Source organism: Blautia hydrogenotrophica DSM 10507, assembly GCF_034356035.1.
GTDB lineage: Bacteria > Bacillota > Clostridia > Lachnospirales > Lachnospiraceae > Blautia_A > Blautia_A hydrogenotrophica.
This window is the reverse complement of sequence record NZ_CP136423.1, coordinates 1857105-1869655: the sequence shown is the minus strand read 5'-3', so window position 1 is coordinate 1869655 and position 12551 is coordinate 1857105. Positions and strand designations below refer to the sequence as shown.

Sequence of the window (12551 nt, the reverse complement as noted above, 5' to 3'; positions counted from 1 at the left end):
TTTGCATATTTCCAAAGACAAAAGTCTAAAATAGAAAGAGAAGTTTTTTATGGGAGTGAACTATGGGGAAGAGAATAACTGCATGGCTTCTGTTCACGGCATTGTTCCTGCCAGTCAGCATTCCGATACATAACGTGCAGGCCCGGGTGTTATTTACCGGGGAGACTGTAGATTCCCGGGAAGAGGAGAGTGAAGATGAGCAGGAGGAGAAGGGACTGATTCAGTCGCCTTATGGAGTACTTATGGAAGCTTCTACCGGTGAAATCCTCTATGAGAAAGAGAAGGATACTAAGCGCAGTCCAGCCAGCATCACAAAAATCATGACCTTGATTTTGATCTTTGATGCCATAGAGAACGGCAGTCTGAATATGGACGATATGGTTACCACTAGTGCCTATGCAAAATCCATGGGAGGTTCTCAGGTATATCTAGAGGAAGGAGAGACCCAGGATGTGGAGACCATGATTAAGTGCATCGTGATTGCCTCCGGAAATGATGCCAGCGTGGCGATGGCTGAACACATAGCCGGGAGTGAGGAAGAGTTCGTAAAAAAGATGAATGACCGAGCGCAGTCTCTGGGAATGAAAAATACACACTTTGAGGATTGCTGCGGGCTGACAGATTCTGAAAATCATTATACAACGGCTTATGATGTGGCGCTGATGTCCAGGGAATTAATCACACACTATCCGAAAATATTGGAGTACTCTTCTATCTGGATGGATACCATTACTCATAAGACCCGTCAGGGTACCAGTGAATTCGGATTGACCAATACCAACAAGTTAATCCGTAGCTATGAGGGCTGTGTGGGTCTTAAGACTGGCAGCACGAGTTTGGCAAAATACTGTGTATCTGCGGTAGCCCAGAAAAATGGGATGTCTTTGATCTCTGTGGTGATGGCGGCGCCAGATTACAAGGTGCGTTTTTCTGACGCGGCGGCGATGTTTAACTATGGTTTTGCCAAGTGTAGCCTATATCAAGAGCCGAATCCAGACAGGACGTTTCAGCTTAAGGTCCTCAGGGGGAAGGAGAGTCAGGTGAGAGGAGAGTATGGCAAAGCATTCTCTTATCTGGACACTTCCGGCAGAAGTTTGGATAAGATCACGCAGAAGACAAAGCTGAAAGAATTGACGGCGCCTGTGAAAAAAGGTGATACAGTGGGAAAGACTGTCTACTATCTGGAGGGAGAAAAAATAGGAGAGGCCTCGATTCTGGCTGCCAAGACGGTGGAAAAGGCGGAATACCAGGACTGTCTAAAGGAAGTATCCCAGTGGTGGTACCGGAGGGAAGCTGCCAGAGAGTGATCTTTGGTGTACGGATTAAAATTCTAGGGAGGATTACCAATGAAAACGCCGAAATTTTGTCTGGAAACTTATACATTTCAGTCTAAGAAAATGATTCCGGGAAGCAGACCGGTGCGATTTTGCTTCCTCAGTGATCTGCATGGAACAGAATTCGCAGGAGAAAACCGAAGCTTGCTAAGGGCGATTGCTTCTTTTAAGCCGGACGGGATTTTGGTGGGCGGAGATATGATTGTGGGAAAGCTGCATTTCGGGCAGGGAATGCGAGTTTCTCTGGAACTGCTCCAAAGATTAGCTGAGAATTATCCAGTATGGTATGCACTGGGAAACCATGAGCACCGGATGATGACAAATACTGAGTTCTACGGCAGCAGGTATATGGACTATGAGAGAGAGCTGGTATCCTGCGGCGTGCGTATGCTGCACAACGAGAGCGAGACTTTTGATGTGGAAGGAACTTCTTTTCGAATCTATGGATTGGAACTAGAGCAGAGCTTTTACAAGAAGCCTTTGTCCCCTCGGCTCACCGCTGAGCATATCACTGAGCTTTTACAAGGTGAGAGAGGGGACACAAAAAGAGAGTTTGAGATTCTCCTGGCACATAATCCTAAATATGGGCAGGCTTATTTTGATTGGGGAGCAGATTTGATTCTGTCCGGCCATTACCACGGGGGACTGATGCGCTTTTCGCGTCGGCACGGTTTGATCTCTCCGCAGTTTTGGCCGTTTCCTCGATACTGCTGCGGGGATTTTATTCGAGGAGACCAAAGAATGCTGGTCAGTGCCGGTCTGGGCGAGCACACGCTGCCGTTTCGAATTCACAATCCCAGAGTTTTGCTGGAGGTTACGCTGTGCGCGGCGGATTGACGTTGGCGCTTTACAAATACGAAGATTTTCAGTACAATGTAGGTTGTGAATTTTTGAGACGACGAGAGAGGGTAAGATATGGCGATTCCCGTGAAGCTTCCGGTGTTCGAAGGTCCGCTGGATCTTCTGCTCCACCTGATTGACAAAAATAAAATTGATATCTACGATATTCCCATTGTGGAGATTACAGATCAGTATATGGCTTATATCCATCAGATGGAATCAGAGAATTTGGGCGTCATGAGCGAATTTTTGGTGATGGCAGCGACTTTGCTGGATATCAAATGCAAAATGCTGCTTCCTAAAGAAGTGAATGAGGAAGGAACTGAAGAGGATCCTCGGGCGGAATTGGTTGAAAAGCTTTTGGAGTATAAGATGTACAAATATATGTCTTATGAATTAAAAGATCGCATGGAGGATGCGGATAAGATCTTTTACCGAGAACCGGATATTCCCAGAGAAGTCCTGGAATACCGTGTACCGGTGAACCCGGCGAAGCTGCTAGAAGGAATTACCTTAGACAGGCTAAATGCGATTTATCGTTCTGTGATTCGCAGACAGGAGGATAAAGTAGACCCTATCCGCAGTAAATTCGGAAAGATTGAAAGAGAAGATGTCAGCCTGCCACAGAAAATGGAATATGTGAGAGCCTATGCCGGCAACCACGGTAGATTTTCCTTTCGAGATCTTCTAGAAGAACAGGCCGGCAAGATGCAGGTGGTCGTCACATTTTTAGCTATTTTAGAATTGATGAAGATGGGAGAAATACGGGTGGCTCAGGAGTCACTGTTTGATGACATCATCATTGATCGTGTGGAGAAATGAGGATGAGATATGGGATTGAAGGAACTAGAAGCCGCGGTTGAGGCGATTCTGTTTGCGATGGGAGGCGCAGTCGAGCTCTCTTTGATTGCAAAGGCTTTAGAACAGGATCATAAAACCACGGAAAAAATTATTCACAATCTGATGTTGCGCTATCAGGAGGAAGACCGAGGCATTCAGATTATTGAATTGGACCAGGCATATCAGCTCTGTACCAAAAAGGAGTATTATAGCTATCTGATTCGTATTGCGATGCAGCCCCAAAAGGTAGTACTCTCGGATGTGATGTTGGAGACGCTGTCGATTATCGCGTACAAGCAACCGGTGACGAAATTGGAAATCGAGAAAATACGAGGGGTTAAGTGTGACCATGCAGTCAACAAATTGATGGAATATGGTCTGGTCACAGAGTTAGGAAGGCTTGACGCGCCGGGAAGACCGATTTTACTGGGAACTACAGAGGAATTTCTGCGCTGTTTCGGTGTGGAGAATTTGGATGAACTGCCGGTTATGAATCCGGTGAAAATGGAAGACTTTAAGGCGGAAGCGGAAGAGGAAATACAGCTGCGTCTGGATATATAGGAGGAGACCAAAGATGCCGACTACATTTACCCACGATCTTTTTGGGCGGGAAGTCTATCGTATGCTCCCGCAGGAAGAACGAGAAAAAATCCGGCGCCATGGACGGCTCTACCGGATTGGACTGCATGGCCCTGACATTTTATTTTACTTTCATCTGTACAAAAACCGAGTGAATCAGCATGGGGTAAACATGCACCAGGAGATTGCGAGACCTTTCCTGGAAAGAGGACTGCGCCGTGCACATGACGAGGGAGACGAAGCACTTTTCGTGTACCTGCTGGGATTTGTTTGTCATTTTCTCCTGGACAGTACCTGTCATCCTTATATTTACTCTATAGAGTCTGAGGTATCTCACACATTGATTGAAAAGGAGTTAGATCGTCTGCTTATGGAGAAAGACGGAAAGGACCCCTTTGTCTACCGTCCATCCTGTTGTATTCAGCCTGATAGGAAAACTGCTAGGACGATACAGAAAGTATTTCCAGAGTTTTCTCCTCTGACCATCTACCGTTCTCTGTGTATGATGAAGAGGACTACGAATCTTATGATTTATCGGAACTCCTGGAGGCAGAGACTGCTAGTAGCAGCGCTGAAAGCTTGCGGGCAAGGGAAGCTGTCAGAGCATATCATGCGAAAAGAAAAGGACCCGTCTTTGGATCCTTATCTAAACAGATTGAGAACATTGTATGAGACAGCTAAAAGCGATGCGCCTGATCTCTTGAAAAGCGTGTCAGTATGCGCAAAAACACTGGAACCACTGCCTGCCCGTTTCGACCGAAACTATAAATATCTGTGATGCAACTTCACTCGAGCACATGCTCTAATCCCTGGTTGAGAATCGTCGCCACGTGGGAGTCAGCCAGAGAATAATAGACGGTCTTGCCGTCCCTTCGGAAATTTACCAGCTGGCTCTGTTTTAGAACTCTAAGCTGATGGGAGATTGCGCTTTGGCTCATCTCCAGGATGGATGCAATGTCACAGACACAGAGTTCCTGAGCGGAAAGCGCATATAAGATTCGAATTCTTGTGGGGTCTCCGAAAACTTTGAACAGATCTGCCAAATTCTGGAGAACCTCCGGATTCGGGATAATGTTCTTCTTGATGTGGGTATGCGTGTGTTTTTCACTGCATACCTCTATTTCTGCTAATTCTGTCTTTTTTTTCACCTTATCACCTCAGCTACTATCATACACGAAAATGAATTTTGACGCAATGTCCCCGACTTATTTTTGAGAAAAATGAAGCGCTTATTCCTGTTGCTTTGGCAGCTTGGTCTGTCAAAGATAGGAATAATTGTTGAGTTTTTTCATAGAATAAGATATGGGGGTGCTTATGGAGAGATTTTATCGACGATGGATTGGATTGTTTTTGAGTATAAATCTATTATTGTCTTGGACTTGTTGTCCGGTAAGAGCTGCGGAGGAATTGCAGCCAAGCTCGCTGCACGCGGCATCAGCTGTCTTGATGGATGGCTCGAATGGTAGAGTTCTTTATGAGAAAGATGGTAAGACTGTCCGTGCCAATGCCAGTACGACAAAAGTACTGACCTGTATTTTGGCGCTAGAGCTAGGAGACGGTGATGATGTGGTGACTGTCTCAGCGAAAGCAGCAGCTCAACCGGATGTGCAGCTGAACATCGTGGAGGGGGAGACTTACTATCTGGAAGATCTGCTGTATTCACTGATGCTTAAGAGTCACAACGACTCAGCCGTGGCAATAGCAGAACACCTCGGTGGGTCCGTGGAAGGCTTCGCCAAGATGATGAACGACAAGGCAAAAGAGATTGGCTGTACGGATACTCATTTTGTGACGCCGAATGGGCTAGATGCCAGCGATACAGGAGGAAAACATGGGACGACAGCCACAGATCTTGCGCTTATCATGCGTTATGCGATCTCTAATCCTGCTTTCCTGACAATTGCGCAGACACGTGAGTACAGTTTTTCAGACATCAGCGGCAAACGGCAGTTTGTGGTGACCAATGCCAATGCCTTTTTGGACATGATGGATGGAGTCATTGCCGGAAAGACAGGGTTTACGGCGGATGCAGGATACTGTTATGTCTGCGCATGGCAGAGAGATGGCCGTACTTTTATCGTGGCACTACTGGCTTGTGGATGGCCGGGGAACAAGAGCTATAAATGGCAGGATGCACGCACTCTTTTGGACTATGGGATGGAAAACTATCAATTGGCGGCTTATTGGAAAGAACCGTCCTTGCATGTGATTACAGTGAAGGATGGAATTCCTAAGAGTGGGCAACTCTATGACACGGCTCGGGTAAATGTAATCTGTGAATGTCCACAAAAAGATAAAGATCAGAGAATTTTGCTAAAAAAAGGTGAAAAGATCAAAATGCACTGCGAGACACCCTCGATGCTGAGAGCGCCTGTGAAAAAAGGCCAGCAGGTGGGAACAGTCAGTTTTTATCTGGACGGTGAGAAATTGCAAGAATATCCGGTAAAACTTGCGGCTTCTGTTCAGAGAATAAATTTTGCCTGGTGTATGGACCAGGTGTTTCACCGTTTTTTTCATTAATATCTGCGGCGATTACCGCGAAAAAGCCTGGCTTCCAGCCTGTTGATTGACTGGAGGCCAGGCTTTTTGTGTCCCGTTTCCCCATAAAATTTCCCCTATAAAACAATTACGATGTAAAATCTAACCATTTGTTCGATTCAACAATTCGTCGAAGACATTTCGTATATGCAGTTCCATTGCACATCTTGCACTCTCAGAGTCGCGTTTTTTAATGTATTGCATGATGATTGCATGGTCATTTAGAGGAATGTCTGTCAAAGTCTTGTTAATTTTTGTTACAGAGAGGAGTGTTTCAATAGAATTACTGATGATGGGAGTGACGACATTGAAAAATTCATTGTGACTGGCAAGTGCAATAGATTTGTGGAATTTCCGCTCTACTTTACCGTTGTATGTACCGGCAAGTATTGCCTCTTGAACTTGTGCGCCACGGAAAAGGATGTGTTCGATTTCTGAATCTGTGGCTCTCTGGCAGGTCAAAGCGGTAACAACCGGCTCAAAAGCCAGACGTGCCTCAAACAAATCATCCAATTGAAGTCGTATCCGGTTTAGATTACTTAGGTCTTTTTCAGAGTATATATTTAAATTCTCTGCGACGTAAGTACCTTTTCCTCTGTAAACATTTAGAATTCCTTGACTGACCAATGTCTTGATAGCATCTCTTACTGTGATACGGCTGACGCCGAACATAGCGGAGATTTCCATTTCATTAGGGAGTTTATCACCTGGTTTATACTGTCGTTCTATGACAATCAGGTTATAAAGTCCGTCGGAAACTTGCTGGGACAGAGTCTTTTTCTTATCTTGCAGTTCCATAATATTTTCCTTTACTTTTGAAAGATTTAAGCTAAGCATACTTCATATAAAACGAAAAGTCAAATGTTTATACAGTTATGACAATTCTGATCTTAAGAAAAATAAGATTATTTTTGTACAAATATTTCAAATAATCAAAAAAATATTCACAAAATGGGGGGGGGTAATTTGTTAAATATTCCGTCTTGAAATAAGACAAAAAACATTGTAATATGACATCATACAAGTTATGAATATGTATTACATATCAAGGAGGGGCTATGCAGAAAATTACAAGTATTTCTGAGATTGTGGAGGCAGTCAAAGGACAGTCTAAGAAGACAATCGCAGTGGCCGCTGCACAGGACGCTGAGGTATTAAAAGCCGTTCACAAGGCCGTAGATTACGGATTAGCCAACGCAATCCTAGTGGGGGATTCGGATAAGATTCAGGAGATTTTATCGGAGGAAGGGTTGTCACCGCAGGAGTTTGAAATCATTCACGAACCGGACAAGGCCGAAGCCTGTAAAAGAGCAGCGATGCTGGTATCAGAGGGCAAGGCAGATATTTTGATGAAGGGGATCGTGGATACTTCCGTCATCTTAAAGGCAGTTTTAAATAAGGAGTATGGGCTTCGAAAAGCTGCAGTCTTATCCCATGTGGCAGTGTTTGAGGTAAACGGATATGACCGGCTGTTTCTGGTGACGGACGCGGCAATGAATATTGCACCGGATGTGAATGCCAAAAAGGAGATCGTTCAAAGCGCAGTATCTGTTGCCCATTCACTGGGGATCGAGCATCCGATAGCAGCTTGTATCTGTGCAGTGGAGAAGGTAAATCCTAAGATGCAGGCAACTTTGGATGCACAGGAGCTGGTGGAGATGAATCAAAAAGGAGAGATCACCGGCTGTACCGTAGCAGGCCCGTTTGCTCTGGACAATGCGGTTTCCGTTGAGGCTGCCAAACACAAAGGAATTCAAGATGCATCTGCGGGAATGGCGGACATCCTGTTGGTTCCGCAGATTGAAGCGGGAAATGTTCTTTACAAATCCTTGGTCTTTTTTGCAAGAGCGGAAAACGCAGGCATCATTATCGGGGCAAAAGCTCCAGTGGTTGTGACTTCACGGGCAGATTCAGAGCAGGCGAAATTAAATTCTATTGCGCTTGCATTGTTGACGGCCTCAAAAGAGAAGAAAGGAGAATAAGGTGAAAGAACAGAACGTACTTGTGCTCAATCTTGGTTCTACTTCCACAAAGATTGCAATCTATCAGGGACAAAATCCCTTATTTGTGGAAACTCTCCGGCACACGGCGGAAGAGCTGGCCTGCGATGATCCGATTGGTTTCCGTGAGAAAAAGGTCATGGAAATCCTGGAAGAAAAGGGTCATCCTATTGAGAAGGTGGATGCGATTGCAGCAAGAGGAGGTCTTCTTCGTCCAATTGAGAGCGGAACTTATGAGATCAATGAGCGGATGGTGGAAGATCTGAAATCTGAAAGATATGGGTCCCATGCTTCCAATGGCACCGGTATTATCGGTTATGAGCTGGGACAGAAGTATAACATTCCGGTATACACCGTAAATCCCACCAGCGTAGACGAGCTGGACGAGATTGCGAGAGTTACCGGAAGACCGGAAGTGCGGCGTCATGTCAACTGGCACGCTCTGAATCAGAAAGCGGTGGCTATCAGCTACGCGGAGAGCATCGGGAAAAAATATGAAGAGTTGAATTTAATCGTAGCTCATATCGGTGGAGGAACTACCATAGGCGCCCATGCAAAAGGGCGTACCGTGGAGGTGAACAGTGCGTTGGAAGGCGAAGGACCGTTTACCGTAGAGCGCGCGGGAAGGCTTCCGTATTCTGCGTTAGCTAACAGTTTTTTAAATGATACCTACGATAATATGGAAAGTTTCCAGAAGGTCATGAATGGAAAATCTGGAGCGGTGGCTCATTTAGGAACCAACAGCGGAATTGAAATCGGTAAGCGTATTGAAGCCGGAGACGCAAAAGCGGCTTTGTTTTATGAAGCTATGGCTTATCAGATTAGCCGTGACATCGGCGCGGCAGTGGCAACTCTGTCCGGAAAGGTAGATGCCGTTTTGTTGACCGGCGGACTGGCTTACGATAAGAGACTGACAAACTGGATTAAAGACCGTGTGGACTTTGTAGCTCCTGTAGTGATATATCCAGGAGAAAACGAGATGGAAGCTCTTGCATTCGGTGTACTCAGAGTGCTGGAGGGACAGGAGAAAGCAAAGCAGTATTGATTGGGAGAAGCTTATGGGGTGGATTACAGAAAAGCGTCTGACTATCATGGTCGGACATTATGGCAGTGGAAAGACGGAGCTGGCAGTAAACTTGGCACTGATGCTGGCAGAGAAAAAGAAAAGGGTAGCTTTGGCTGACTTGGACGTGGTAAATCCATATTTTCGTTCCAGAGAAAAAGGAGAGCTGTTTGAAGAGAAAGGAATCTGGCTGGTGGCCAATTCAAAAGCTTGCGCCGACGCAGATGTTCCTTCCATGCCTGTGGAGCTGAACACCCTGATTCAGGACGAGAGTATTACTTCAATTTGGGATGTGGGTGGAGATATGGTCGGAGCGAAAGTGTTAGCTAGGTACCAACCGCAGGTGATAAGACAAGATTATCGTATGTTATTTGTCTTAAATGCGAATCGCCCTCAGACAGCTTCCGTGGAGATTGCAAAAAACTATTTTCGTGAGATCGAAGCGGTGACAGGGTTGCCCATCGACGGAATTATAAATAACACGCACATGTGTACAGAAACCAGGATTTCAGATATCGAGAAAGGAATCGTCCTCGCGGAGAAGCTCTCACAGCGCACAGGAATTCCTGTAGTTGCCCACGCTGTGGAAAAAACTATAGCGCAGGAACAAAGTTTGAGAGAACAGTTGGGGGACAGACTCCTGCCGATTCGGATATATATGAAAAAACCCTGGGAAATATAGAAAGAAAAGGAGGACACAAAATGGCAGCGGTTTGGATGATTGATAGGGAACGGTGCAAAGGCTGTGGACTATGTACGGTGGCCTGTCCGAAGAAACTATTGGAACTGGGCCATCAGGAACCAAATGGCAAAGGATATTATCCGGTTGAGATGACAGATATGACGGCATGCGTCGCATGCGCAAGTTGTGCGAAAATCTGTCCAGATTCAGCCATCTCTGTTGGGAAAGAATAAGGTAAAGGAGTAGAGAGGTATGAGTAAAGAACTTTGGAAAGGAAATGAAGCAATAGCTGAGGCAGCGATTCGGGCAGGTTGTGATGGATTTTTCGGATATCCAATCACTCCTCAGAATGAGATTCCGGAATACATGTCTATGCGTATGCCTCAGGTGGGAAAAGTTTTTGTTCAATCTGAGTCAGAAGTGGCAGCAATTAACATGGTTTATGGAGCAGCAGCATCCGGAATGCGTGCAATGACCTCTTCTTCCTCGCCAGGAGTCAGCTTAAAGCAAGAGGGAATCAGCTACATAGCCGGCGCAGAGCTTCCGGCAGTGATTGTCAATGTAATGAGAGGCGGTCCTGGTTTAGGTTCTATACAGCCTTCACAGAGTGATTATTTCCAAGCTACAAGAGGTGGAGGAAATGGGGACTACCGTACGATTGTGTTGGCGCCAGAGAGTATCCAGGAAGCCGTAGATTTAACTCAGGAAGCATTTGAATTAGCAGATCTGTATCGGAATCCGGTTGTGGTTTTGGCAGACGGTATGATTGGCCAGATGATGGAACCGATTGAGTGGCATGAGATTCCTAAGAGGGATATTCCGTCAAAGGATACTTGGGCAGCCAGCGGACTGCATGGACGAGAGAAGAATCATTTCCTGACATCACTTTTGATCCAGGCAGAGGATTGTGAGGCTCATAACCGGAAATTGATGAAAAAATACAAAGAGATCGAAGAAAAAGAGTGCCGTTGGGAGTGTCTGTACACGGATGATGCGGAATTGATTTTGGTGGCTTATGGAACTCCGGCGAGAATTGCTTTGACTGCAATCAAAGAGATGAGAGCAGAGGGAATGAAAGTAGGTCTGGTAAGACCGATTACCCTGTGGCCGTTCCCGTCAGAAGTATTAGAGGAACTGGCATCTAGGGATATGGTGAAAGGTTTCCTGGCAGTAGAGATGAGTGAAGGTCAGATGGTGGAAGACGTGCGTATGGCAGTTAATGGAAGAAAGCCAGTCAGACTGTATGGAAGAAGCGGTGGAAGCATTCCTTATCTGGACGATATCGTAAAGGCAGCAAAACAGGTTTATGCAGTCATGGAATTGTTTTGAAATGGAGGTCAGATAGAATGAAAATGATATATACCAAAACCAAAGGACTTCAGGATACTGAACTGCACTATTGCCCTGGCTGTAGTCATGGAATCGTACACAAATTAATCGGTGAAGTCATGGAAGAACTCAACATTATCGATGATACGATTGCGGTGTGTCCAGTTGGATGCTCTGTATTTGCCGGAAATTATTTTGCCTGTGATACCATCGAGGCTGCCCATGGCCGTGCGCCTGCTGTGGCGACAGGAATCAAAAGAACTCATCCGAATCAACCAGTATTCACCTATCAAGGTGATGGAGACTTGGCATCTATCGGAGCAGCAGAGATTGTTCATGCAGCGATGCGTGGAGAAAAGTTTACGACGATCTTCATCAATAATGGAATTTATGGTATGACCGGAGGACAGATGGCGCCTACGACTCTGATTGGTCAGAGAGCGACGACAGCTCCACAAGGACGTTGTAAGGAACTGCATGGAGAGCCTATGAGAGTGTCTGAGATGCTTGCTACTCTGGGTGGTCTGGTTTATGCGGAACGAGTTTGTGTCACAGATGTGCCGAATATCAATAAAGCAAAAAAAGCACTGAAAAAAGCGTTTACCAAACAGCTAAACAATGAAGGGTTTACGTTTGTGGAAGTTCTCTGTGCCTGTCCGACAAACTGGGGTATGACTACTTTGGCGGCAAATGAGTGGGTAAAGACGAATATGGCAGAGTACTATCCATTGGGAGTGATTAAGGAGGTAACTGCATGAAAAAGGAAATTTTGATTGCCGGCTTCGGCGGCCAGGGTGTAATGTCTATTGGAAAATCCATGGTAGAAGCGGGAGCGACGGAAGGCTTGGAAGTATCCTGGGTTCCATCTTATGGTCCGGAAATGCGCGGCGGGTCTGCGAACTGCTATGTGGTTTTGTCTGATGAGAGAATTGGAGCTCCTGTATTCAGTGAGTGGGAAGAGTTTATCGCTATGAATATGGTGGCCTTAAATAAATTTTTACCAAAACTGAAGGAAGGAGGAATTCTATTTGTCAACAGTGATGTTGTGACAAAGGAAGTTGAGAGAGACGATATCACATTGTACAAAATTCCTTGTGACAGTATCGCGGCGGAATTGGGGAATTCCAAAGTAGCCAATATGGTTATGTTGGGAGCCTATGCAAAAGCTACTGGAAATCTTAAAATAGAAACCCTGGAAGAAATGGTACGCCATATGTTTTCAGGAAGAAAAGCGAAACTGATTCAGATCAATCTGGATGCCCTTGCAAAGGGAGTGGAGTGTATCGATTAAGAGGTAGCAAACAATTAAAAACATCGTAGATGTGCAGGCAGCGATAGAGTGGTTT

General features: G+C 45.6%; 15 protein-coding genes. 13 read left to right on the top strand and 2 right to left on the bottom strand.

Annotated elements, in window-relative coordinates; genetic code table 11:
• Window positions 1–62 precede the first annotated feature (62 nt).
• The 5 genes from BLHYD_RS08755 (at window position 63) to BLHYD_RS08735 (ending at window position 4371) form a co-directional block, all read left to right on the top strand.
• Window positions 63–1307: a D-alanyl-D-alanine carboxypeptidase family protein gene (locus BLHYD_RS08755; protein ID WP_005945863.1), complete on the top strand. Its 1245-nt coding sequence runs from the start codon at window positions 63–65 to the stop codon at window positions 1305–1307.
• 39 nt (window positions 1308–1346) lie between these two features.
• Entirely contained in the window at window positions 1347–2171 is an 825-nt protein-coding gene (locus tag BLHYD_RS08750; protein ID WP_005945861.1) for a metallophosphoesterase, read from the top strand.
• Window positions 2172–2249: 78 nt separating this feature from the next.
• Window positions 2250–2996 carry a segregation and condensation protein A gene (locus BLHYD_RS08745; protein WP_005945859.1) on the top strand — a complete coding sequence of 249 codons (747 nt, stop codon included), beginning with the start codon at window positions 2250–2252 and terminating at the stop codon, window positions 2994–2996.
• 9 nt (window positions 2997–3005) lie between these two features.
• Window positions 3006–3575, top strand: a complete 570-nt coding sequence (scpB, locus tag BLHYD_RS08740) for an SMC-Scp complex subunit ScpB (protein ID WP_005945858.1) — start codon at window positions 3006–3008, stop codon at window positions 3573–3575.
• A gap of 13 nt (window positions 3576–3588) precedes the next feature.
• A complete protein-coding gene (locus BLHYD_RS08735; protein ID WP_005945856.1) occupies window positions 3589–4371 on the top strand; it encodes a zinc dependent phospholipase C family protein in 783 nt (260 codons plus the stop codon).
• A 7-nt stretch (window positions 4372–4378) separates the two neighbouring features.
• On the opposite strand, the gene BLHYD_RS08730 is transcribed toward BLHYD_RS08735, so the two are convergent.
• Window positions 4379–4678 (bottom strand): ArsR/SmtB family transcription factor, encoded by a 300-nt coding sequence (locus BLHYD_RS08730; RefSeq protein WP_242648380.1) that lies wholly within the window; start codon window positions 4676–4678, stop codon window positions 4379–4381.
• Window positions 4679–4907: 229 nt separating this feature from the next.
• On the opposite strand from BLHYD_RS08730, the gene BLHYD_RS08725 reads away from it, so the two are divergent.
• Window positions 4908–6113: a D-alanyl-D-alanine carboxypeptidase family protein gene (locus BLHYD_RS08725; RefSeq protein WP_021844927.1), complete on the top strand. Its 1206-nt coding sequence runs from the start codon at window positions 4908–4910 to the stop codon at window positions 6111–6113.
• Between the two features lie 120 nt (window positions 6114–6233).
• Here the strand turns inward: BLHYD_RS08725 and BLHYD_RS08720 are convergent, their stop codons facing one another.
• The gene (locus tag BLHYD_RS08720) at window positions 6234–6929 is read right to left on the bottom strand and encodes a FadR/GntR family transcriptional regulator (RefSeq protein ID WP_040350282.1); all 696 of its coding nucleotides are present in this window, start codon (window positions 6927–6929) and stop codon (window positions 6234–6236) included.
• 260 nt (window positions 6930–7189) lie between these two features.
• Between BLHYD_RS08720 and ptb the strand changes: the two genes are divergently transcribed.
• Genes ptb through BLHYD_RS08685 form a run of 7 tightly spaced genes read left to right on the top strand, consistent with a single transcriptional unit; the run spans window position 7190 to window position 12496 of the window.
• The gene (ptb, locus tag BLHYD_RS08715) at window positions 7190–8113 is read left to right on the top strand and encodes a phosphate butyryltransferase (RefSeq protein ID WP_005945845.1); all 924 of its coding nucleotides are present in this window, start codon (window positions 7190–7192) and stop codon (window positions 8111–8113) included.
• A 1-nt stretch (window position 8114) separates the two neighbouring features.
• Entirely contained in the window at window positions 8115–9176 is a 1062-nt protein-coding gene (buk, locus tag BLHYD_RS08710; RefSeq protein ID WP_005945844.1) for a butyrate kinase, read from the top strand.
• A 13-nt stretch (window positions 9177–9189) separates the two neighbouring features.
• Entirely contained in the window at window positions 9190–9876 is a 687-nt protein-coding gene (locus tag BLHYD_RS08705; RefSeq protein ID WP_005945843.1) for a nucleotide-binding protein, read from the top strand.
• 20 nt (window positions 9877–9896) lie between these two features.
• Window positions 9897–10109 (top strand): indolepyruvate ferredoxin oxidoreductase subunit alpha, encoded by a 213-nt coding sequence (locus BLHYD_RS08700; protein ID WP_005945842.1) that lies wholly within the window; start codon window positions 9897–9899, stop codon window positions 10107–10109.
• Window positions 10110–10128: 19 nt separating this feature from the next.
• Window positions 10129–11205 (top strand): 3-methyl-2-oxobutanoate dehydrogenase subunit VorB, encoded by a 1077-nt coding sequence (vorB, locus tag BLHYD_RS08695; protein ID WP_005945841.1) that lies wholly within the window; start codon window positions 10129–10131, stop codon window positions 11203–11205.
• A gap of 17 nt (window positions 11206–11222) precedes the next feature.
• Window positions 11223–11963 (top strand): thiamine pyrophosphate-dependent enzyme, encoded by a 741-nt coding sequence (locus tag BLHYD_RS08690; protein WP_005945840.1) that lies wholly within the window; start codon window positions 11223–11225, stop codon window positions 11961–11963.
• Window positions 11960–12496 carry a 2-oxoacid:acceptor oxidoreductase family protein gene (locus BLHYD_RS08685; protein ID WP_005945839.1) on the top strand — a complete coding sequence of 179 codons (537 nt, stop codon included), beginning with the start codon at window positions 11960–11962 and terminating at the stop codon, window positions 12494–12496. Before BLHYD_RS08690 ends, BLHYD_RS08685 begins: the two co-directional genes overlap by 4 nt.
• Window positions 12497–12551 lie beyond the last annotated feature (55 nt).

Excerpts from the sequence above, each read along its gene's own strand:
- BLHYD_RS08700 (WP_005945842.1), top strand. The coding sequence starts at position 9,897 with ATGGCAGCGGTTTGGATGATTGATAGGGAACGGTGCAAAGGCTGTGGA.
- BLHYD_RS08725 (WP_021844927.1), top strand. The coding sequence starts at position 4,908 with ATGGAGAGATTTTATCGACGATGGATTGGATTGTTTTTGAGTATAAAT.
- BLHYD_RS08690 (WP_005945840.1), top strand. The coding sequence starts at position 11,223 with ATGAAAATGATATATACCAAAACCAAAGGACTTCAGGATACTGAACTG.
- BLHYD_RS08735 (WP_005945856.1), top strand. The coding sequence starts at position 3,589 with ATGCCGACTACATTTACCCACGATCTTTTTGGGCGGGAAGTCTATCGT.
- BLHYD_RS08705 (WP_005945843.1), top strand. The coding sequence starts at position 9,190 with ATGGGGTGGATTACAGAAAAGCGTCTGACTATCATGGTCGGACATTAT.
- BLHYD_RS08750 (WP_005945861.1), top strand. The coding sequence starts at position 1,347 with ATGAAAACGCCGAAATTTTGTCTGGAAACTTATACATTTCAGTCTAAG.
- ptb (WP_005945845.1), top strand. The coding sequence starts at position 7,190 with ATGCAGAAAATTACAAGTATTTCTGAGATTGTGGAGGCAGTCAAAGGA.
- vorB (WP_005945841.1), top strand. The coding sequence starts at position 10,129 with ATGAGTAAAGAACTTTGGAAAGGAAATGAAGCAATAGCTGAGGCAGCG.
- scpB (WP_005945858.1), top strand. The coding sequence starts at position 3,006 with ATGGGATTGAAGGAACTAGAAGCCGCGGTTGAGGCGATTCTGTTTGCG.
- BLHYD_RS08745 (WP_005945859.1), top strand. The coding sequence starts at position 2,250 with ATGGCGATTCCCGTGAAGCTTCCGGTGTTCGAAGGTCCGCTGGATCTT.
- BLHYD_RS08685 (WP_005945839.1), top strand. The coding sequence starts at position 11,960 with ATGAAAAAGGAAATTTTGATTGCCGGCTTCGGCGGCCAGGGTGTAATG.
- BLHYD_RS08755 (WP_005945863.1), top strand. The coding sequence starts at position 63 with ATGGGGAAGAGAATAACTGCATGGCTTCTGTTCACGGCATTGTTCCTG.
- BLHYD_RS08720 (WP_040350282.1), bottom strand. The coding sequence starts at position 6,929 with ATGGAACTGCAAGATAAGAAAAAGACTCTGTCCCAGCAAGTTTCCGAC.